The sequence below is a fragment of the Thermophilibacter sp. genome, from assembly GCF_966187215.1.
The window spans coordinates 30,499-50,198 of sequence record NZ_CBIFYV010000028.1 but is presented as its reverse complement, the minus strand read 5'-3'; the positions used below and the strand labels follow the sequence as shown (position 1 = coordinate 50,198).

The window sequence follows — 19,700 nt, the reverse complement described above, 5'->3', positions numbered from 1 at the left end:
GAGAGGTGTGTGGGTGGGAGGTGGGAGGACGTTCTACCCGCCGTTGTGGCCGCCGGTGAGGCGACCTCCCCCCCCACGCCCGAGGGCGCCCGCCTGCTCGACCCCGAGGGCGACCTCGAGCCCGGCTGCCCGCTCTGCCCGCCCGAGGGCGACGCCGGCACCGGCATGATCGCCACCAACTCCGTGGCGCCGCGCACGGGCAACGTGTCGGCGGGCACCTCGGTCTTCTCGATGGTCGTGCTCGAGCACGCGCTCAACGACGCCACCGTGCCCGAGATTGACCTCGTGACCACGCCCTCCGGCGACCCGGTGGCGATGGTCCACTGCAACAACTGCACCTCCGACATCAACGACTGGGTGGGCCTGCTGTGCGACTTCTCGGCGCTCATGGGCCAGCCGGTGGACAAGGGCGAGGCGTTCACCAAGCTCTTCGAGTCCGCGCTCACGGCCGACAAGGACGCGGGCGGGCTGGTCAGCGTCCCGTTCGTCTCGGGCGAGACGGTCATGGGCGTGCAGACGGGCCATCCGCTCATGCTGCGCCGCGGCGACGCGCACCTCGGCGTGGCCAACTTCATGCGCGCCAACATCATGGCCGCCTTCGGCGCGCTCGCGGTGGGCAACGAGGCCCTGCGCAAGGAGGGCGTGAAGATCGACAAGCTCTACGGGCACGGCGGCATCTTCAAGACCCCCAAGGTGGCCCAGAGCCTGCTGGCGGCCGCGCTCGACGCTCCCGTGACCGTGATGTCCACGGCGGGCGAGGGCGGCGCGTGGGGCCAGGCGCTCGCCGCGGCCTACATGCTCGAGCGCGAGGGCGACGAGTCGCTCGCCGCGTGGCTCGAGCGCCGCGTCTTCGCCACCATGAGCGGCGCCACGCTCGAACCCGATCCCGATGACGTGGCCGGCTACCGAGCCTATCTCGATGCCTTCGTCCGCGCGAACGAGGCCGAGAAGGCGGCGGAGCGCGCCTTCGAGTGATCCTCCCCCGGAGGCCGTCCGCCCAGGCGGGCGGCCTCCCCGTCGTACGAAAGGAGTCTCCCATGATGCTCAAGGAGCTGCGCGAGAAGGTCTACGAGGCCAACATGGACCTTCCCCGGCACGGGCTGGTGGTCTTCACCTGGGGTAACGCCTCCGAGCTCGACCCCGACTCGGGCCTCTTCGTGATCAAGCCGTCCGGCGTGGACTACGACAAGCTCACGCCCGAGAACCTCGTCGTCTGCGACCTCGAGGGCAAGGTCGTGGAGGGCGACCTCAACCCCTCGTCCGATACGCCGACCCACGCGGCGCTCTATCGCGGCTGGGGCGAGCGGGGCGTCCGCGGCGTGGTGCACACCCACTCCTCCTGGGCGGTCTCGTGGGCGCAGGCCGGGCGCGACGTGCCCGCCTACGGCACCACGCACGCCGACTACTTCTACGGCCCCATCCCGTGCATGCGCGGCCTCACCGAGGCCGAGATCGAGGAGGCCTACGAGCTCAACACCGGCAAAGTGATTCTCGAGGGCTTCGAGCGGCGCGGCATCGACCCGGTGGCCGTGCCCGCTGCCCTGGTGCGCAACCACGGCCCCTTCACCTGGGGCAAGGACGCCGCCGACGCGGTCTACCACGCCGTGGTGCTCGAGGAGGTCTGCAAGATGGCCACGCGCACCGAGGCACTCGACCGCGACGTCGAGCCCGCCCCGCAGTACCTGCAGGACAAGCACTACCTGCGCAAGCACGGCCCGAACGCCTACTACGGCCAGAAGTGATGTGGAAAAGGGACTGTCCCTTTTCCACGCGGGGCGGCCCGTGGTGTTTTTCGGGTCGTGTTCGCATCTGTTTAGCGATTGTTTACCATGGGAGGGCCTGAGGGACCACGATGAGCGGAGCGCCGATGAGACATCCGGGTGTGCGGGAGATAAGCAGGAGGACGGGCTTCTCCCCAGCGACGGTCTCCAACGCGCTCAACCACAAGCGCGGCGTGAACCGCGACACGGCCGCCCTCATCCTGCGCACGGCGCGCGAGCTGGGCTACGACCGGCTCGACCACGTGGAGAGCGTCAACTTCGTGCTCGCGCGCAAGACCGGCGAGGTCCTCGACGAGGGGACCTTCCACCCCGGTGTCATCGAGGGGGTCGAGCGGGCGGCCAGCCTGCAGGGCATCGGCACCACCTTCACCACCATCGAGCTCTCCGACCGGGCCGCGGCCGCGCGCCAGGCCTACGACATCACGCACGACTCCCGCAGCGCCGTGGTCCTTCTCGGCACCGAGATGGCGGAGGAGGACTACGCGCTGTTCGAGAGGCCCGAGGCGCCCTTCGTGGTGGTGGACGGGTGGAGCGACCACCTGTTCTTCGACTGCATCGTGACGTCGAACGAGAACTCGGCCTTCCGCGCGACCAGCTACCTCATCAGGATGGGCCACCGCGACATCGGCTACATCTACGGCTCGTACCGCATCAAGAACTTCCCGCTGCGCGAGCGCGGGTGGCGCCGGGCCCTGCGCGAGGCGGGGCTCCCCATCAACCGCGACTTCTGCGTGGAGGTGGGGACCACGGTCTCCAAGGCGCACGACGCCATGAAGGCGTGGCTCCAGACCAACCCGGCGCTCCCCACGGCCTTCTTCGTGGAGAACGACATCATGGCGCTGGGGTGCATGCGCGCCATGACGGAGTGCGGGATCCGCGTGCCCGCCGACGTCTCGGTGATCGGCTTCGACGACCTCACCTTCGCGAGCATCGCCAACCCGCCGCTCTCCACGATGCGCGTCCCCAACCGCGTGATGGGGGAGCTCGCCGTGGAGACCATCATCGGCCGGCTGCGCGAGCCGCGCGACTACACGAGCGTCGTGCACCTGTCGACGACCTTCGTGGAGCGCCAGAGCGTCCGGCGCCTCACGTGACGCGCCCCCGAGGGATGTTCTCTAAAGTCTGAAATAACCGCGAGGAGTTAAGCGATTTACCAAGTACAATGCGACCGGAAAGACGTGTCGTGCCCCGCGCGGCGGGGATTTGAGAAAGGAGCACACATGGCACAGCCCGTCATCGGGACCCCCTGGAAGAGGCTCAACGAGCCCGTCTCGGAGGAGGAGCTCAAGGGAGTCGACCGCTACTGGCGCACCGCGAACTACCTCTCCGTCGGTCAGATCTACCTGCGCAGCAACCCGCTCATGCGCGAGGGCTTCTCCCGCGAGGACGTGAAGCACCGTCTGGTGGGCCACTGGGGCACCACGCCGGGCATCAACTTCCTCTTTGGCCACGTCAACCGCCTCATCGCCGACCACCAGCAGAACGCCGTGTTCCTGATGGGCCCCGGTCACGGCGGCCCGGCGGGCACCGCGCAGTCGCTGCTCGACGGCACCTATCGCGAGATCCGTCCCGACATCACCGATGACGAGGCCGGCCTCCAGAAGTTCTTCCGCCAGTTCTCCTACCCCGGCGGCATCCCCAGCCACTACGCGCCCGAGACCCCCGGCTCCATCCACGAGGGCGGCGAGCTGGGCTACACGCTCAGCCACGCCTACGGCGCGGTGCTCGACAACCCGAGCCTGCTGGCCGTGGCCGTGGTGGGCGACGGCGAGGCAGAGACCGGACCTCTCGCCACGTCCTGGCAGACCAACAAGTTCATGGACCCGCTGACCGACGGCATCGTGCTGCCGATCCTGCACCTCAACGGCTACAAGATCGCCAACCCCACGATCCTGGCCCGCATCTCCGACGGCGAGCGCGACGAGTTCTTCCGCGGCATGGGCTACCACCCCTACAACTTCGTCGCTGGCTTCGACGAGGAGGACCACGCCTCCATCCACCGTCGCTTCGCGGCGCTGCTCGAGGCCGTCTTCGACGAGATCTGCGACATCAAGAGCCGCGCGGCCGCCGGCGAGGCGTCGCGCCCGTTCTACCCGATGATCATCTTCCGCACCCCCAAGGGCTGGACGTGCCCCAAGGAGATCGACGGCAAGAAGACCGAGGGCTCCTGGCGCGCGCACCAGGTGCCGCTGGCGTCCGCCCGTGACACCGAGGCCCACTTCCAGGTCCTCAAGGGCTGGCTCGAGTCCTACAAGCCCGAGGAGCTCTTCGACGAGAAGGGCGCCATCCGCCCCGAGGTCAACGACTGGATGCCCAAGGGCGAGCTGCGCCTCGGCGCCAACCCCAACGCCAACGGCGGCATCCTGCACGCGGCCGACCCGCTCGAGCTGCCGGACGTCCGCGAGTTCGAGGTGCCGGTGGCCGAGAAGGGCCACGGCTTCGGCGCCACCGAGGCCACGCGCGTGCTGGGCGAGTACACGGCCAAGCTCATCAACAACAACCGCGACCGCTTCCGCATCTTCGGCCCGGACGAGACGGCGTCCAACCGCCTGCAGCCGTCCTACCAGGTGACGGACAAGCAGTGGTTCGGCGGCGGCGTGTACGACGACCCCGCCAACGACGAGCACCTGTCGCCCGTGGGCAACGTCATCGAGCAGCTCTCCGAGCACCAGTGCGAGGGCCTTCTCGAGGGCTACATCCTCACCGGCCGCAACGGCCTGTGGAGCTCCTACGAGTCGTTCGTCCACATCGTCGACTCGATGGTCAACCAGCACTGCAAGTGGCTCGAGGCCACCGTGCGCCACATCCCCTGGCGCAAGCCCATCGCCGGCCTCAACATGCTGCTCTCCAGCCACGTCTGGCGCCAGGACCACAACGGCTTCTCGCACCAGGACCCGGGCTTCGTGGACGTGCTGCTCAACAAGAGCTTCAACAACGACCACGTGGTGAACATCTACTACCCGGCCGACGCCAACCTGCTGCTGGCCGTGGCCGAGCGCGCCTACGCGTCCACCAACTGCGTGAACGCGATCTTCGCCGGCAAGCAGCCCGCGCCGACGTGGGTGACGCTCGACGAGGCCCGCGAGGAGCTCTCGGTGGGTGCCGCCGAGTGGAAGTGGGCCTCCAACACCGCCGAGGGCGAGGAGCCGGACGTCGTGCTCGCGTGCTGCGGTGACGTTCCCACCGGCGAGGCCATGGCCGCGCTTGACCTTCTCGACAAGCTGGGCGTCAAGGTGCGCCTGGTCAACGTCGTCGACCTGCTCAAGATCCAGAACGTCTCCGAGAACGACGAGGCCATCTCCGACGAGAAGTTCGTGGAGCTCTTCACGGCCGACAAGCCCGTGCTCTTCGCGTTCCACGCGTACCCCGGCACGGTCCGTCGCCTCATCTGGGACCGCCCGAATCACGACAACTTCAACGTCCACGGCTACAAGGAGCAGGGCTCCACGACCACGCCGTACGACATGGTCCGCCTGAACGACATGGACCGCTGGGCGCTGGCCGCCGACGCGCTGCGCATGATCGACGCCGAGAAGTGGGCCGACCAGATCGACGAGTGGGAGAAGTTCCGCGTCGAGGCGTTCCAGTTCGCCGTCGACAACGGCTACGATCACCCGGCCTTCACTGACTGGAAGTGGCGCGACGCGTCCGACGCGGGCGAGGACATCTCCGCCACGCAGATGACCGCGGGCGACAACGAGTAGCGCCTCCCGCCTTCCAAGTGGGCTTCGGGCGCCCCGGCACTACCCTCGCAGGTGGGTCGGGGCGCCCTTTTGCGTGGCGGCTGCGGGGTGCGCAGGCCGGTTTCGACTGCATCCGGCGGAGACTATGTACACAGGGAACGACTATGTACACCTCGGCGAGAGTGCCGAGAACAAATCACCAGCTCAGAGGTTTGCCGTAAAGAACCCCGCATGCGACGAGTGTACATAGTCGGATTCAGTGCGCATAGTCTGCGACGCCAGGTGCGGAGGTGGGCGCCCCATGCCAGCCGTTCATCCGTCCATGAGCGGCGAACGGTGCAACTCCATTCAGACCATGTCAGAGTTTGGGTGATACGAGTTGCCCAACTCCTGCCGTCGTTGAACGAGTTTCAGCGTGCGAGAAGAATGAGTGTCATGAAAGGCGCGCGCAGGCTTTGTTGGAACTCTGTTCAGACGTGTTGAAGGGGGTTTGAAGGCATGGACGTAGTCCTCGGAATCTGGAACGCGATATTCAACAACGTCATCGCGATTCCCGCAATCTTCATCGGCCTGATCGTCGTGGTCGGCTACATCCTGATGAAGAAGAAGTGGTACGAGGTCGCGGCGGGCTTCATCCGCACCGTGGTCGGCTACATGATCTTGCAGGTCGGCTCTTCGCAGCTCAAGGCCACCATCACTCCGCTGCTCAACGGTATTCAGCAGAAGTGGGGCATCTCGGCCGCGGTGATGGATCCCAACATCGGCATGGCAGCCGGCCAGAGCGCACTCGAAAGCATCGGAATCACCACGTCGTTTGCGACAATCGCCCTGCTCATCGCATTCATCTGGAACATCGTGCTGGTTGCTCTGAGGAAGTACACCAAGATTCGCACGCTGTTCACCACCGGTCACATCATGGTCCAGCAGACGGCTGTGGCCACCTGGATCGTCCTGTTCCTGCTCCCGCCGCTGCGCAACATCTGGGGCGTCCTGCTCACGGGCATCCTGATCGGAACCTATTGGTCGGTCTTCTCCAACCTCACCGTTGAGCCGACCCAAGAGCTCACGGAGGACTCGGGCTTCGCTATCGGTCACCAGCAGATGCTCAGCATCTGGGTCGTCACCAAGATAGCCCCGCTCTTCCGCGGCAAGAAGAAGGAGGGCGAGGAGAAGCAGATCAAGCTCAGCGGTGCCGCCAAGGTGCTCGACGACTACGTCGTCTCCACCACGCTCATCATGCTGATCTTCTTCGGCGTCGTGATGGTCATCATCGGCCCCGACATCCTGGCTGAGCTCGACACCTCCTGGTCCGCCGGCGTCTCCTTCGGCGTCTACATCTTCCAGAAGTGCGCCTCGTTCGCTGTCGACCTCGTCATCCTCAAGACCGGTATCCGCATGTTCGTCAACGAGATGGTCGAGTCCTTCAACGGCATCTCCAGCTCCGCCCTCAAGGGCTCGATTCCGGCCGTCGACTGTGCCGCGACCCTGTCGTTTGGCAACCCCAACGCCTCGACGCTCGGCTTCTTGTTCGGCGCGCTCGGTCAGGTCATCGCCATCGCCGGCCTGCTGATCTTCCAGTCCCCGATCATGGTCATCCCGGGCTTCGTCCCGCTGTTCTTCGACAACGCCACCCTCGGCCTCTACGCAGAGATGAAGGGCGGCATGAAGGCGCTCATGGCCTGCTGCACCGTCTCCGGTGTGGTCCAGGTGCTCGGCAGCGCTGCGGCCATCGGGCTCTTCCAGCTCGCTGCCTTCGGTGGCTACCCTGGCAACCTCGACTGGGCGACCGTGTGGCTCGCCATCGGCGGCATCCTCAATTGGCTTGCCGTTCCGGGCGCCATTCTGTGCATCGTCGGGATGCTCATCATCCCTCAGCTCCAGTATCGTCACCACAAGGACACGTACTTCCAGATGGAGGAGTAGGCCATGCTTAAGGTTCTCGTTGCCTGCGGATGCGGGATGGGCAGCTCTCAGCTTCTCAAGATGAACTGCTCTAAGGTCCTCGACTCGCTCGGAATCGAGCATGAGGTGGAGCACACGAGCGTCGGTGAGGCGAAGTCCATGGCCCACAACTACGATCTCGTCATCGTTGCCGAGAACTTCGTTTCGAGCTTTGACGCGGATTGCGGCGCAACCATCGTCGGACTCAAGAACATCATGAGCAAGAAGGAGCTCAAGGACAAGATCGAGGCGCTTGGGCTCAACAGCTAATCTCCTCCGGGGCGCCGCCCCGCGGCGGCGCCCCACGGCGATTGCCCAGGCGGAAGGTGGACGGAGGGTTGGCATGTCACGCTCCTGCGACGATGAGCTTATGCTCATGGCGGAGATCGCCCGGCTCTACTACATCGAGGGGATTCCCCAGGTCGACATTGCCAAGAGCCTGTACCTCTCGAAGGCCCGGGTCTCACGAGCGCTCAAGACCGCGCGGGAGAAGAAGATCGTGGAGTTCACGATCAACTATCCCCTCGAGCGCTCGGTGATGCTCGAGGAGTCTCTCAAGCGGATGTACGGCCTCGAAGATGCGCGGGTGGCGCTGGACATGAAGAGCTACCACACCGCGGAGGTGTCGCTCAAGCAGATCGGGGGTCTGGGGGCTGCCTATCTTGACGAGGTCCTTGTCGACGGTGACCGTATCGGCGTCTCATGGGGCAGGACCATCAGCCAGGTGGTCGCTCACCTCAAGCCTACGCATCCTCGTCAGATCCAGGTCTACCAGGTAGTCGGGAGCCCCAACGACGACTACGACACGGGGAACCAGATCTCGGCCCTCGCGCAGGGAATCGCGAGTGCGTTCAAGGGGAGCTGCTCGCTGCTCTACGCGCCGATGTACATCAACAACGACATCGTGCGCAAGGAGCTCAAGAGGGAGCCGACCATCCGGCGGATGCTCGAGCGCATTCGCACCTGCGACTATGTGCTGACTGGCATCGCTGACATGAACGCGGCCATGGTGGGCAACACCTGGGCTGGCTATCTCACCGACGAGCGGCGTCGCGAGATTCGCGCGAAGGGGGCCGTGGGCTACATCTGCGGATACTTCATAGATCGGGATGGCCGCAAGCTCGACGATGAGCTCAACGAGAAGATCGTCGGAATTCAGTTCGACGAGCTCAAGAGGACGCCCCACGTGATCGCCGTAGCGGGTGGAATCGACAAGACCCAGTCGATTCACGCCGCCCTCGCGGGCGGGCTGATTGACTGCCTCATCACAGACAGCGTCATCGCTGAGAAACTCTTACAGATGAATCGGAGCGTGTGATCATGCGCAACAAGATAGACTACAGCTTCAAGGAGTCACTGGCCGCACGCCAGGCACGCTCCGAGGAGCGCTTCCTCACCGAGCTGGACACGGGTCGCAACCGCATCGATGACCCGCTCGTCCTGGTGAATCCCTACCTCATCAACCCTCTCTCGGCGCTCGTCGGCTTCTACACCGATGACGAGGTTGCGATCACGCTGACCGTGCGCGGCATCGAGCCCGAGGGTGACATCACCCACACCTTCCCGCCCGCGCGCCGCCACGTGCTGCCGGTGCTCGGCCTCTATTCCGACCGCACGAACGTGGTGGAGATCGCCCCCTACGAGGGGGCGTCGCACACGATCGAGGTGAGGACGGAGGCACTCACCGACGCCCCCTCGCTCGTGAGCATGAAGACGACCCACGCCTACCTGGGCGACAACATGATCTTCGTCACACCGTCGCTCGCGGCGCTCGCCACCGGCTTCGACTACCGCGGCGACATCCGCTGGCACCTCAATGAGCCGCTCGTCTTTGACATGAAGCGGCTGCGCAACGGCAACGTGCTCATCGGCACCGAGCGCGTCATCGAGATGCCCTACTACATGACCGGCCTCTACGAAATGACGATGGCCGGCAAAATCGTACGCGAGTACTCGATTCCGGGCGGCTACCATCACGACCAGTGGGAGATGGATGATGGCAACCTTCTCGTGCTCACGGAGAACCCCACGTTCGAGACGGTCGAGGACCAGGTGGTCCTTCTCGACCGTCAGACCGGCAAGGAGCTGCGCCGCTGGGACCTCAAGGACTGTCTGACCCCGGGCGAGGGGAAGTCGGGGAGTTGGTCCGAGAAGGATTGGTTCCACAACAACGCTCTGTGGTACGACGCCAACGACAACGCCATCGTGCTGTCCGGGCGCCACACCGACTGCATCGTGAGCATCGACTACGACACCGGGGAGCTCAAGTGGATTCTTGGCGACCCGAGGACCTGGCCCGAGGACAAGCAGCGCTATCTCTTCAAGCGGGTCGGTGGCGGTGACTTCGACTGGTTCTACGAGCAGCATGGCTGTCTCGTGACGCCCCAGGGCGACGTCATGTGCTTCGACAACGGGCGCTTCCGCTCGAAGATCCGCGAGGAGTTCCTGCTCAACAAGGACAACTTCTCGCGCGGGGTGCGCTACCGCCTCAACCGTGACGACATGACCGTCGAGCAGACGTGGCAGTACGGCAAGGAGCTCGGCGAGGACTTCTACTCCTCCTACATCGGCAACGTGGAGTACTACGGGGAGGGTCACTACATGGTCCACTCGGGCGGCATCCAGTACTACGGGGAGCATGCCTCCGAGACGCCGGCGGCCCTCATGCAGAACGACCCCAACGTCCGCGCCGAGAGCGAGACCGTGGAGATTGCTGACGGTGAGGTGGTCCTTGATCTCAGGATAACGGGTAACTTTTATCGCGCTGAGAAGCTAGGGCTCTACCATGACCAGGACAATGCACCGCTCGGTCCTGCCGTCCGCCTGGGTTCGATCGGGCGCACGAGCGAGTTCGGCACGATCGTGCCCGCCCCTCGCACCGGCGAGCTGCTGCCCGAGCGCTACGAGGCGAGCCTCGAGGAGGAGGACGATCGCTTCACCTTCAACGCGATCTTCGAGAGCGGCCAGCTCGTGATGCTCATGCTCGAGCAGGGCGCGGAGCGCCACGGCTACTTCATCAGCACCGCCAAGAACAAGTTCAACGCTCTGTGCTGCGGCACCTTCATCAAGAACGACCCGCGCAGCGTCTCGCTCAGCGTGAGCAAGGAGGGGCTGTCTGGAACCTATGACGTGTGCGTGACCGTGGACGACACCGAGTTCGAGACGGGCGTCACCATCACCTGCTGACACCTCGGGCCATATGCGCCCAGAAGGGAGAACGATGCACGACCTCGTCATCATCGGGAGCGGTCCGGCGGGCATGACCGCCGCAATCTACGGCGTCCGCTCCAACCTATCGGTTTTGTTGCTCGACCGGCTCGCGCCGGGCGGTCAGATCGTCAACACCAGCGAGATCCAGAACTATCCGGGCATGGGCACTATCAACGGTGCTGAGCTCGCGATCAAGATGTACCAGCACACGCAGGAGCTCGGAGTGGAGTTTGACTACCTCACCGTCACGGGCGTGACGCCCGGCGAGAAGGGCTTCTCGCTCACTTGCGCGGAGCGGCCTGACGATCCCGTGGAGGCCCGCGCGGTGATCGTGGCAACGGGCACCACGCCACGGACCCTCGAGGTGGAGGGGGAGGACCGCCTGCGCGGCAACGGCTTGAGCTGGTGCGCCGTCTGCGACGGGGCGGCCTGCCGCGACCAGGACGTGGTCGTGGTGGGCGGTGGCAACTCCGCTGTCGAGGAGGCGCTGTTCCTCTCGGAGCTCGCCTCGAGCGTAACCGTGCTCGTGCGGCGCACGATGCGCGCCGACCCCGCCTCGTGCGATCGTTTGCGCTCCCGCGACAACGTGACGGTCATGGAGGGCTGGAACGCCGTCGCCTTCGAGGGGGCCGCGTGCCTCGAGTCGGTGCGGGTGCGCTGCGCCGCCACAGGTGAGGAGCGCCAGATCGCGTGCCAGCACGCCTTCGAGTACGTGGGTCTCGAGCCGGTGACGTCGTTCGTCGCTGACCTGGGGATCCTCGATGACGCCGGCTACGTGGTCGTCAACTCGGGGATGGGCACCACAGTGCCGGGCGTCTTCGCATGCGGGGATTGCATCGAGAAGGACCTGAGGCAGGTCGTCACGGCCTGCTCCGACGGGGCCGTCGCCGCGCGAGCCGCGGCGCGCTGGCTCAAGAACGCCTAGTGAGAGGAGCGTTTCGATGATCAAGGAGATTGGTGCCGAGGAGTTCGCCGGCCTGCGCGACGCGGGCCTGGTGCTCGTGGACTTCTATTCGACGACCTGCGGGCCGTGCAAGATGCTTGCGTTCATCCTGGCCGATGTCGACAAGGAGCTCGGTGACGAGCTGACCATCGTCAAACTTGACTTTGACAGGAACCCCGAGCTCGTGGAGGAGTTCGGAATCAAGGGCTATCCGACCCTCGTGCTGCTGCGTGACGGTGAGGAGGTTGCCCGCTCGGCCGGACTCAAGCAGAAGCCCGAGATCGTGAAGATGGTGGAGTCGGCGCGCGCCTAGGTTGCGCGACACGGGTGGCGCGGCGCGCGGCGAGAAGCCCGACGCACGCCGCCGACGCGTCAGTCGTGTTCGTAGTACGCCACGGCGTCGCCGCACATGCAGGCGTGGGCGGCGTCGAGCGCGTCGATGAGCGGGTGGAGCGCGTCGAGGTCGGAGCCGATGTCGGTCATGACCACCATGACGTAGGGGCCCTCGTCCGAGAAAACCACCCCGGCGTCGTTGCTCGCGGGGATGTTGTTGGCGTCCGCCGGGAACCACCCCGCCTTGCTCCACACCACGTGATCATCGCGCAGCTCGTCGGCGATGGGGGAGACGGTGGTGCGGGCCAGGTATCCGGTGAGCTCGTCGGCGCCGGCCTCGCCCGACGTCCCGTAGCGCCAGATCTCCTCCCACACCGCGGCGAGCTCCTGGGCCGAGATGCGGGGATAGGTGTAGACGGACGCCTCGGCGGCCGCCCCCGCGGCCCCGTGGCTGGTGAGCCACGCCGCCCACGGGCGGAAGCCGAAGGTCGTGGCCAGGGAGTTGTAGGCGTCGTTCGAGGAGTTGACGATGCAGTTCTCCGCCAGCGCCGACGCGCCGCCCGCGCCCCCGTGCGTCTCGAAGAGGTACGCGCAGTACGCCGCCTTGATGCTGCTCGCGGGATACATCGAGGCATCGGCGTTGTAGGTGATGCCGCGGCGCGTCTGGATGTCGAGAAGAACCACGCTCACCGTTGCGCCGCGCTCCTGCTCGAGCTGGTGGATGGCGTCCCTCACGTCGGCCATCTCGTCGGTGGCGAGAAACGCCTCGGGCGCGGTGACGGTGAGGCCGTCGTCGGTGGTCTCGGTGCGCACGGGCGCCTCGGCCATGGTGACCGGGGTCGCCGACTCCTCGACGACGGTGGGGCGCTCTGGCTCCTGTGGCTCCTCCGTCGGCGGCTCCTCGACCGCCGGGTCCTCCACCGTGGGGACCTCCTGTGCGGGCTCGTCCTCGGGCGCCTGTCCCGGGGCCTGCGCGAGCCGCGGCACCACGAGCACCGCGACAACAGCCGCGACGAGCGCGATCGCCGCGAGCACCGCTATGAGGACCCGTCTGCGTCGTACCATGGCACATCACCTCGGAGGAGATCTGGGAACGTCTTCATTATGGCACCCGTCGACGGGGCGGCGCCCGGTCGGACGCATGTGCCCGGCCGCCCCCATGCCCGCCTGCTTGCAGATTCTCGGAAGTCTGTCGATTTCAGGCTGCCCCGCTCGCAAATGTGCGGAAGTCTGTCGCTGCTTACACAGACTTCTCGCCATTTTGAAGCGGAAGCGAGAAGGAGCCACAGACTTCCGGCGATTCTGAAGCGTCGGCCACGGCTCCGGCCCCGCGCGCCGCGCCCGACGTGTAGAGATTGTGCCGCCCCGCGTTCCTGCACAGATTGTGTAATACTACGCAAGCTGTGAAAAAACGCCGAAAGGAACCCATGCAGGAATGCGTGCTCAGCACCGACCGGCGCAGCGTCCGCACGAGGCGGGCCCTGCGCGCGGCCCTCGCCCGTGAGATCGACGCGAGCGGCGACCTCAGCCGCGTCACCGTCACCGCCGTGAGCGAGCGCGCCGGCGTCACCCGGCGCACCTTCTACTCCCACTTCCGCGACATCCCCGACCTCGTCACGCAGATCGAGGACGAGACCCTCGCCGACCTGCGCGCCCCGCTCGCGCGCATCGCGCAGAGCCACCTCGACGAGCTGCGCGCCGCCCTCGACCGCGGCCAGCCCGCGCCCGGCGCCACGGAGCTTCTCGACGCCGTGCGCGACCGCGCCGACTACCTGCGGCCGCTCCTGGGCGCGGGCGGGGACCCGGGCTTCGCCGAGCGCCTCAAGCGGCTCGCGCACGACGTGGTGGCCCCGCGCGCCCTCGACGACCTCGACGCCCGCGCGTTCGGCTCGTTCTTTGACTACTACCTCACGTTCTGCATCTCCGCCGAGGTGGGCGTGCTGCTGCGCTGGCTCGACGCCGGCTGTCGCGAGGGCGTGCCCGCGATGGCGCGCCTCATGACCGCGCTCATGTTCGTGCGCCCCGGCGACCTCTATGACAACCCGATCGAGCTGGACATCCCGCGCTTCGCCCTGTCCGTGCTGTGCTCCGAGGAGGACAACTGATGACCAAGACCGCTGACTCCATCCAGGCCGAGAAGAGCGCGCGCCAGGCGCTCGAGCTCAAGCAGGAGGGCGCCGAGCTCTCCCCGGCGCACCGCACCGACTTCTCCCACGCGCGCCTGCGCCTGGGCATCGACGTGGGCTCCACCACCGTCAAGCTCGCCGTCATCGACGACAACGACCACCTCGTCTACGCCAACTACGAGCGCCACCACACCGACATCCGCGCCACGGCCAAGGAGCTCTTCGCCCGCGCCCGCAAGGTCATCGGGTCGGCGCCGATGCGCGTCTCGATCACCGGCTCGGGCGGTATGCTGCTCGCCAACTGGCTCGGCCTCGAGTTCGTGCAGGAGGTCATCGCCTCCAAGCGCGCCGTGGAGACCCTCATCCCGCAGACCGACTGCGCCATCGAGCTGGGCGGCGAGGATGCCAAGATCATCTACTTCGACAACGGCATCGAGCAGCGCATGAACGGCACGTGCGCGGGCGGCACCGGCGCCTTCATCGACCAGATGGCGAGCCTGCTGCACACCGACGCCTCGGGCCTCAACGAGCTCGCCAAGGGCGCCACGCAGATCCACCCCATCGCCAGCCGCTGCGGCGTCTTCGCCAAGTCCGACGTCCAGCCGCTGCTCAACGAGGGCGCCCGCCCGGAGGACGTGGCCGCCTCGATCTTCCAGGCCGTGGCCAACCAGACGGTCTCGGGCCTGGCGTGCGGCCACCCCATCCGCGGCCACGTGGCGTTTCTCGGCGGCCCGCTCCAGTACCTCTCGGAGCTGCGCAAGCGTTTCTACATCACGCTCAACCTCGACGAGGAGCACATCGTCCTGCCCGAGAACGCCCACCTCTTCGTGGCCACGGGCGCGGCGCTGGCCGGCGAGTCCGACAAGTACGTGACCTTCGACGAGATCATCTCGGCGCTGGAGGGCCTCAAGGACACCCAGGGCTCCGAGGTCGCGCGCCTCGAGCCGCTCTTTGCTAGCGAGCAGGACTACCGGGAGTTCAAGGAGCGCCACGACAGGCAGGTGGTCCCCAAGGGCGACTTGGCCACCCACCAGGGCCGCGTGTTCATCGGCATCGACGCCGGCTCCACCACGATGAAGGCCGCCGTGGTGGGCGAGGACGGCGAGCTGCTCTACACCTGGTACGGCAACAACAACGGCGACGTGCTCGGCACCGCGCGCGTCATCATGGACGAGATCTACGACAAGATGCCCGCCGGCTGCACCATCGGCCACGTGACCACCACCGGCTACGGCGAGCAGATCCTCATCGAGGCCCTGCGCGCCGACTCCGGCGAGATCGAGACCGTGGCGCACCTGCGCGGCGCCAAGGCCTTCGTCCCGGGTGTCGAGTTCATCCTCGACATCGGCGGCCAGGACATGAAGTGCCTGCAGGTCAAGGATGGCGTCATCGAGCACATCATGCTCAACGAGGCGTGCTCGTCGGGCTGCGGCTCGTTCATCGAGAGCTTCGCCGTGTCCATGAACATGTCGGTCCAGGAGTTCGCGCAGGCCGCCGTGCACGCCAAGAGCCCCGTTGACCTGGGCAGCCGCTGCACCGTCTTCATGAACTCCCGCGTCAAGCAGGCCCAGAAGGAGGGCGCCACCATCGGCGACGTGGCGGCCGGCCTCAGCTACTCCGTCATCAAGAACGCCCTGTTCAAGGTCATCAAGCTGCGCGACTTCGACGAGATCGGGAAGTACTGCGTGGTCCAGGGCGGCACCTTCATGTCCGACGCCACGCTGCGCGCCTTCGAGGTGCTCACCGGGCGCGACGTCATCCGTCCCGACATCGCCGGCTGCATGGGCGCCTACGGCGCGGCCCTTCTCGCCCGCGACCGGGCCGGCGCGGATGGCACCTCCACGCTGCTCTCCCGTGAGGAGATCGACAACCTCCAGGTCAAGCACACCAACGTCCACTGTGGCCGCTGCTCCAACAACTGCCTGCTCACGATCAACGACTTTGGCGGCGGGCGCCGCTTCATCACGGGCAACCGCTGCGAGAAGGGCGCGGGCGGCAGCCACGCCAAGAAGAACGACGCGCCCAACCTCTTCGAGTTCAAGAACAAGCTGCTCTTCGACCGCCCGGTGCTCGACCCCGAGAAGGCCCCGCGCGGCACGGTGGGCATCCCGCGCGCCCTCAACATGTACGAGAACTACCCGTTCTGGCACGCGTTCTTCACCAAGCTGGGCTTCTCGGTGATCCTGTCCGACCAGACCTCGGCCAAGACCTACGATGCCGGCATCGAGTCCATGCCGTCCGAGAGCGTGTGCTACCCGGCCAAGCTCTCCCACGGCCACATCATGAACCTCCTGCAGAAGGACCCGGACTTCATCTGGATGCCCTGCATCCGCTGGGAGCGCCAGGAGGACGACGGCGCCACCAACCACTACAACTGCCCGATCGTCATGAGCTACCCGCAGGCGCTCGGCCTCAACGTGGACGAGCTGGGCGAGGGCTCCAAGGTCGAGTACCTCTCGCCGTTCATCCCGTACGACAAGAAGAAGGAGCTCAAGCGCCGTCTCTACGAGATCGTCAGCGAGCAGCGCGAGAAGGACGCCGCCGCGGGCCGCGGGCGGGTGCGCGGCGCGCACATCACCCGCGCCGAGATCGACGAGGCGGTCAACGAGGCGTGGCAGGCCGACCTGGCGTTCAAGGACGCCATGCACCGCGCCGGCGACGAGGCCCTGCGCTGGATCGAGGAGCACGACGCGCACGGCATCGTGCTGGCGGGCCGCCCCTACCACAACGACCCCGAGATCAACCACGCCATCCCGGAGCTCGTGCACTCCTTCGGCTTCGCGGTGCTCACCGAGGACTCGGTGGCGCACAAGATGGAGCCCGAGCGCCCGATCCGCGTGATCGACCAGTGGATGTTCCACAGCCGCCTGTACCGCGCGGCGCGCTTCGTGGCCTCCCGCAACGACCTCGACCTCATCCAGCTCTTCTCGTTCGGCTGCGGCCTCGACGCCCTCACCACCGACCAGGTCCAGGAGATCCTGGAGGCCTCGGGCAAGATCTACACCGTCCTCAAGATCGACCAGGTGTCCAACCTGGGCGCGGCGCGCATCCGCATCCGCTCGCTCATGGCCGCGCTCACCGAGCAGCGCGCCGAGCTCGAGGAGGAGGTGAAGGAGGGCACCGCGCACGAGGTCGAGCCCGTGGGCGTCCACATGGCCGACGGCACGCTCGAGCGCGCCCGCCCCACCGACACGAGCCGCCGCGTGCCCGTCTACCGCGAGGCCGCCAGCGCCGCCTTCGAGAAGGTCCGCTACACCGAGGACATGCAGAAGGCTGGCTACACGATCCTCGTGCCGCAGATGGCGCCGATCCACTTCGAGCTGATCGAGGAGCTGTTCAAGAGCTCGGGCTACAACGTGGTGCTGCTGCCGTCCGTTGACCAGGGCGCCGTGGAGGCGGGCCTCAAGTACGTCAACAACGACATCTGCTACCCGTCCATCCTGGTCACGGGCCAGATCATGGAGGCCATCGAGAGCGGCAAGTACGACCTCTCGCGCACGGCCGTCATCATCACCCAGACCGGCGGCGGCTGCCGCGCCACCAACTACATCGCCCTCATCCGCAAGGCGCTCAAGGACTCCGGTCACCCCGACATCCCGGTGATCAGCCTGACCGCCGCCTCCGGCCTCGACGAGAAGAACCCCGGCTTCAACGTCTTCAAGCAGCCGGGCCTGCTCCTCAAGGCCGTGAACGCCCTGCTCTACGGCGACCTCATCATGCAGCTGCTCCACCGCACCCGGCCCTACGAGGCCGAGCCCGGCTCCGCCGACGCGCTCTACGACCGCATGATGGCCGAGGCCAAGGGCGCCATCGTGGCCGGCGGGACCAAGCGCTTCCACGAGCTGTGCCAGCGCACGATCGACGCCTTCGAGACGCTGCCGCTGGTCAACGACCGCTCCAAGCCGCGCGTGGGCGTGGTCGGCGAGATCCTGGTCAAGTTCCACCCCACGGCCAACAACCAGGTGGTCAAGGTCATCGAGTCCGAGGGCTGCGAGGCCAACGTGCCGGGGCTGGTGGACTTCTTCCTCTTTGGCATGACCAACGCGATCAACACCAACCACGAGCTGGGCACCAAGGCCACGAGCCGCGCCACGCACATGGCGGGCATCAAGTTCATCGAGGCCCTGCGCGAGCCCATCAACAAGATGCTCGAGAAGACCGAGCGCTTCGAGCCGTACCCGGACATCTTCGAGCTGGCGCACAAGGCCGAGCAGGTGCTGTCGCTGTGCAACACGATGGGCGAGGGCTGGCTGCTCACGGCCGAGATGTGCGACCTCATCGAGACCGGCACGCCCAACATCATCTGCTGCTCGCCGTTCGCGTGCCTGCCCAACCACGTGGTGGGCAAGTCCGTGATCAAGCGGCTGCGCCAGATGCACCCCGAGAGCAACATCGTGGCCGTCGACTACGACCCGGGCGCCTCCGAGGTCAACCAGCTCAACCGCATCAAGCTCATGATCTCCGTGGCCAAGGAGAACTTCCGCAACAACCGCGAGGGCGGCTTCCGCCTGGAGAACCCCAACGACCCGGTGACCAACGACGCCGCGATGCCCTACACCGGCTCCACGCGCTTCGAGGACTCCGTGGCCCGCGGCGACGGCTCGGCGTGCGGCATCCACGGCCACGCGCCGGCGATCGAGCTCACGGACGAGCAGCTCGCGCGGATCGAGGAGGCCAAGCGCAAGGCGGGCGTCACCAGCTGACGCTGAGACGGATGCGGCACGCGAGAAGGACGCGTGGCTCAAGATTATTCGCCCGTTTGAGCGATAATCTGGGGTTGCGCGTCCTTCTCGCCATGCGCAACGCGGCTTTTCTGACGGGCGCGCCCCGGCTTCCCGCTATCGGAAAGGTGGCCCGATGCTCAGGCTCGTCTTCACGGACATGGACGACACGTTCGTGGCGCCCGACAAGACCATTCCCGCCGAGAACCTCCGCGTCCTCGACGAGCTGCACGCGCGCGGCGTGGGCGTGGTGCCCTGCACGGGGCGCAGCGTGGCGGGGCTGCCGCGCGAGCTGGTCGCGCACCCCTGCGTGCGCTACACGGTCTGCGGCGGGGGCGCCATCATCCGCGACGTCCGCGCCGGGCGCGACCTCGCGGTCGAGACGATCGACCCCTCGGTGGTGCGCGCGCTCTACGATGACCTGCGCGAGCTGCGCGTGACCTTCGACCTCTTCTCGGGCGACCGGATTCTGACCGCCGAGGACCGCTGGGGCTACCTCGACCAGATTGAGGTGACGGAGGCGCTGCGGCGGATGCTCAAGAGCCTGCGCACCCGCGTGCCGGGCACCACCGACGAGCTCATCGACGCCACGGGCGGCGTCTGCCGCGTCAACGTCTTCTACGTGGGCGCGGACGAGGGGCCGCGCGTGTGGGAGGTCGCGCGGGCCCATCCCGAGCTCACCGCGGTGTCGTCGCTGCCGTGCAACGTGGAGTTCACGCGCGCGGGCGTCAACAAGGGCAGCGCGCTGCGGCGGGTCTGCGCCGCGCTCGGCGTGGACGTGGCCGACGTCGTGGCGTTCGGCGACTCCGGCAACGACGCGTCCATGCTCGAGGCGGCCGGCGACGGCGTGGCCATGGCCAACGCCACGCCCGAGGCGCTCGTCGCGGCCGACCACGTGGCGTCGCGCTGCGAGGAGGCCGGCGTGGCCAGCTACCTGCGCGCCCTTCTCGCCTGACGCCTGC

At 66.8% G+C, this 19,700-nt stretch carries 14 protein-coding genes; 13 read left to right on the top strand and 1 reads right to left on the bottom strand.

Features of this window, described 5'->3' with window-relative positions; genetic code table 11:
* From ACWTSU_RS02830 to ACWTSU_RS02785, 10 genes are all read left to right on the top strand, one after another.
* Positions 1 to 975 (top strand): FGGY-family carbohydrate kinase (locus ACWTSU_RS02830; RefSeq protein WP_455138364.1); only part of this gene is annotated, 975 nt, incomplete at its 5' end.
* Positions 976 to 1,037: 62 nt separating this feature from the next.
* Entirely contained in the window at positions 1,038 to 1,742 is a 705-nt protein-coding gene (locus ACWTSU_RS02825) for an L-ribulose-5-phosphate 4-epimerase (RefSeq protein ID WP_455138363.1), read from the top strand.
* Positions 1,743 to 1,867: 125 nt separating this feature from the next.
* The gene (locus ACWTSU_RS02820) at positions 1,868 to 2,875 is read left to right on the top strand and encodes a LacI family DNA-binding transcriptional regulator (RefSeq protein ID WP_455138362.1); all 1,008 of its coding nucleotides are present in this window, start codon (positions 1,868 to 1,870) and stop codon (positions 2,873 to 2,875) included.
* Positions 2,876 to 3,001: 126 nt separating this feature from the next.
* Positions 3,002 to 5,485, top strand: a complete 2,484-nt coding sequence (locus ACWTSU_RS02815; protein WP_455138361.1) for a phosphoketolase — start codon at positions 3,002 to 3,004, stop codon at positions 5,483 to 5,485.
* A 477-nt stretch (positions 5,486 to 5,962) separates the two neighbouring features.
* Positions 5,963 to 7,387 carry a PTS ascorbate transporter subunit IIC gene (locus tag ACWTSU_RS02810; RefSeq protein ID WP_455138360.1) on the top strand — a complete coding sequence of 475 codons (1,425 nt, stop codon included), beginning with the start codon at positions 5,963 to 5,965 and terminating at the stop codon, positions 7,385 to 7,387.
* Positions 7,388 to 7,390: 3 nt separating this feature from the next.
* A complete protein-coding gene (locus ACWTSU_RS02805) occupies positions 7,391 to 7,675 on the top strand; it encodes a PTS sugar transporter subunit IIB (protein WP_455138359.1) in 285 nt (94 codons plus the stop codon).
* Positions 7,676 to 7,748: 73 nt separating this feature from the next.
* Positions 7,749 to 8,723: a sugar-binding transcriptional regulator gene (locus ACWTSU_RS02800; protein ID WP_455138358.1), complete on the top strand. Its 975-nt coding sequence runs from the start codon at positions 7,749 to 7,751 to the stop codon at positions 8,721 to 8,723.
* A 2-nt stretch (positions 8,724 to 8,725) separates the two neighbouring features.
* Positions 8,726 to 10,591 carry an aryl-sulfate sulfotransferase gene (locus ACWTSU_RS02795; protein ID WP_455138357.1) on the top strand — a complete coding sequence of 622 codons (1,866 nt, stop codon included), beginning with the start codon at positions 8,726 to 8,728 and terminating at the stop codon, positions 10,589 to 10,591.
* Between the two features lie 34 nt (positions 10,592 to 10,625).
* The gene (locus ACWTSU_RS02790; protein WP_455138356.1) at positions 10,626 to 11,540 is read left to right on the top strand and encodes an NAD(P)/FAD-dependent oxidoreductase; all 915 of its coding nucleotides are present in this window, start codon (positions 10,626 to 10,628) and stop codon (positions 11,538 to 11,540) included.
* A gap of 16 nt (positions 11,541 to 11,556) precedes the next feature.
* Positions 11,557 to 11,871 carry a thioredoxin family protein gene (locus ACWTSU_RS02785; protein WP_455138355.1) on the top strand — a complete coding sequence of 105 codons (315 nt, stop codon included), beginning with the start codon at positions 11,557 to 11,559 and terminating at the stop codon, positions 11,869 to 11,871.
* Between the two features lie 59 nt (positions 11,872 to 11,930).
* On the opposite strand, the gene ACWTSU_RS02780 is transcribed toward ACWTSU_RS02785, so the two are convergent.
* Positions 11,931 to 12,956, bottom strand: a complete 1,026-nt coding sequence (locus ACWTSU_RS02780; RefSeq protein ID WP_455138354.1) for a serine hydrolase — start codon at positions 12,954 to 12,956, stop codon at positions 11,931 to 11,933.
* A 374-nt stretch (positions 12,957 to 13,330) separates the two neighbouring features.
* Between ACWTSU_RS02780 and ACWTSU_RS02775 the strand changes: the two genes are divergently transcribed.
* The 3 genes from ACWTSU_RS02775 (at position 13,331) to ACWTSU_RS02765 (ending at position 19,693) form a co-directional block, all read left to right on the top strand.
* Positions 13,331 to 13,996, top strand: a complete 666-nt coding sequence (locus tag ACWTSU_RS02775) for a TetR/AcrR family transcriptional regulator C-terminal domain-containing protein (RefSeq protein WP_455138353.1) — start codon at positions 13,331 to 13,333, stop codon at positions 13,994 to 13,996.
* Complete coding sequence (locus tag ACWTSU_RS02770; RefSeq protein WP_455138352.1) at positions 13,996 to 18,720, top strand: acyl-CoA dehydratase activase-related protein; 4,725 nt, start codon at positions 13,996 to 13,998, stop codon at positions 18,718 to 18,720. The genes ACWTSU_RS02775 and ACWTSU_RS02770 overlap by 1 nt, the downstream gene beginning before the upstream one ends.
* A 154-nt stretch (positions 18,721 to 18,874) precedes the next feature.
* Entirely contained in the window at positions 18,875 to 19,693 is an 819-nt protein-coding gene (locus tag ACWTSU_RS02765; protein ID WP_455138351.1) for an HAD family hydrolase, read from the top strand.
* Positions 19,694 to 19,700: the final 7 nt, after the last annotated feature.